The following is a 2,438-nucleotide window of genomic DNA, read 5'->3' on the forward strand; positions in this document are numbered from 1 at the left end:
GCATAGAATTTGTTGACCAGCAGGGCATGCAGCCGCTTCTGGCCCGCCGGGGTCTCTTCATAGTCCTCCTGCACTTCATCGCGCAGCGGCGGGTTTCTGAAGCTGCCGCTGACGCTGGCGATCTTGATGGGCTTCGGGCACGTTCCTTCAGACGTCTCGTAAAAATCGGCGCTGAAGCTGCCGCTGATACCGCTGGCATCGTAGCTTTCGATGTTGACCTTGCCGTCATAGGGGAAGATGGCATTGGCCTCGGGGCAATCCGGGTTGTGGCCGGGGCGGATGAACCTTGGCGACAGTGACTCCAGCCCCGCCTCAGCACCATGGTCTTGAATGCTGAGCGAGATCATGGCGTTGCTGAAGCTGCCGGTGGCGCCGCGCTCGATGCGGGGGAACTGCAGCTCAATGCTGGCTCCGCTCAGCTGCGCTGCCTGTTCGAGGTTCTTGGGCAGTTTCTGGGCCATCTCGCCAAACTGGCTGAAATCGCCACTCGCCACACCGTACTGCGACTGCACGATCTCGACGCCAAGGTCTGCGATCTCGCCCCACTCAAGAGTGAGCTTGGTGTACGGCCCGCAGGGCCTGATCTCCTGCGTCAGTGCATCGCAGCCCGCGCTCCTGTACGGCAAGGGCGATTCCGACTTGCTGACATTGAAGCCGATAGCTGCAATCTGGCTCGCCTTTGCACTGGCCTTGGCGGGCACCTTGACCTTTTTCTGTGGCTTGGCAGATGCAACGGTGGCTTGCGCACTGCTTGCGGAACTGTCGGCGGTCGCGGCGCCACTCGCCGCCACCGAAAGCGCTGGCACCGATAACTTAAAGTTCACTGCGGTCACCAGAGACGTCAGCGAGGGTTTGTCCGGCCGCACATTGGTGATGACAAAAACCTGCTCGCCATTGGCATTGGGCGTGAGCGGGTCGTAGGCAAACTGCCAGTGCCAGTCGCATCTGCCGTCTGCATTGACGACAGGGCTCTGCAGCGGCGTTTTCTTGCCGCTCACTACGTTGAGGTCACTGCACTGGCGGTCGGTGGCGTCTGCCAGCGTCACGAAAATGTTGGCGGCCTTCGGCGGAAGGCCGGTCACCTTGACCCGCAGGCATTCGGCAGAGAGCGGACGAATGGTGACCGCATGATCCACTGGCTTCGCACCTGCCACCAGAGTGATGGGGTGACAGCCCTCGTAGAACAGCAAGGACTGCCACTTGCCCCACGCGAAGTAGTCCTTCTCGGAGGTTTCGTTGAGATAGGGGTAGTCAACAAAGCTGGCGATATAGCTGTTGTAGGCCTCCGCGAAATTGGCGAATTTGCCGCCGCGCTGAATGCCTTCTTCAGCCCAGTCCACAAAGCCTCTTGAGCGTTTATCGCTAGGGGCAGGACGGTCGATAAACTTCTTGACCCAGCCCAAACCACCAGACTTCACAGCCACGTGTTGCCAGAAACTGGAGGTGGCGTAGCTCTGGCTCACGGCAGTCTCATCGGCACTGCCCGATTCAAACCACATGCCGCTGGTGGGCATCGGGTATTCGTCGCGGAGGTCGATCGGATAATCGAGATAGCGTGCTCCCAAGGCACGCACGCCGTGACGCGAGCCCGCCTTGGCACGCCCCTTAAGTGAAGTGCCGTCAAAGCCTTCAAGCGCGATCTGACCCACGGCGGTGGGGAGGCCCTCACTCATCCATTTGAGACGGGTGGCCACCGGGATAGCCCACAGCCCACGCTTCTTGACCACCGGGTTAAAAATGGAGTGAAAGAATTCGTGCGCAACCGTATAGAGGTTGTCGGTTTCGCTTTCGCGTTCCAGAAAGCCGGCATGGTTGTACCAAACCGAGCGCACGCCCTCATAGTCGCCGGCAAACGCATTGGAGTCGTTCGAGAAGCCCTTGCGAAAATCAACGTAATAGGTGGTGAGCTTGCCGCCGGCATCACGCGCGTCCACCTGTGCAGGCTCAAAACCAGCCGCGACTGCCAGGGTGTGCGTACGTGTCTGTGCGCGACGGTAGACCTCCAGCTTTGTCTTGAGCGCGGCATCCGGCTCCACCTCTCTCCATTCGCCAACAAACGGGATGGACGAAACGCCCGGAACATTCTTGGTCGAAATATTGACTTCTGGCGCCACGGCGGCGCTCGCCGAGAGTGCATACAGCAGCGCTGCCAAGAACAGGGCAACGCTACCCGTCCCTGTGTACCGCGATTGCCGTTCGACTTGGCCTGATTGACGACAAGGCACTTGCGCAACCGACACCAACGGCGAGTTTTGATTCATGGCGTAACCCTAGTAGGAATCGGCGTCTTCGCCATAGGTACCAAAGTAGATGTACGAGCTCATCTCGGCATCCAGCTTGTTGATGGATGCGCCGGTTTCGGTAATCAGGTAATCGCCTTCGCGGCCGTTGGCGTTGTAGACATACAAGCTCGAACGGGCGCTGCATTGCAGGGAGCG

Annotated in this window: 1 protein-coding gene; it reads right to left on the bottom strand. The window is 59.6% G+C overall.

The window, feature by feature from the left end:
* Positions 1-2,153, bottom strand: a 2,153-nt coding sequence (locus tag ACEW8G_RS04965) for a hypothetical protein (RefSeq protein ID WP_373487339.1), incomplete at its 3' end; no start/stop codon positions are given.
* Positions 2,154-2,438: the final 285 nt, after the last annotated feature.

Source organism: Blastomonas sp. (assembly GCF_041747255.1).
In the GTDB taxonomy this organism is placed as follows: Bacteria; Pseudomonadota; Alphaproteobacteria; order Sphingomonadales; family Sphingomonadaceae; genus Blastomonas.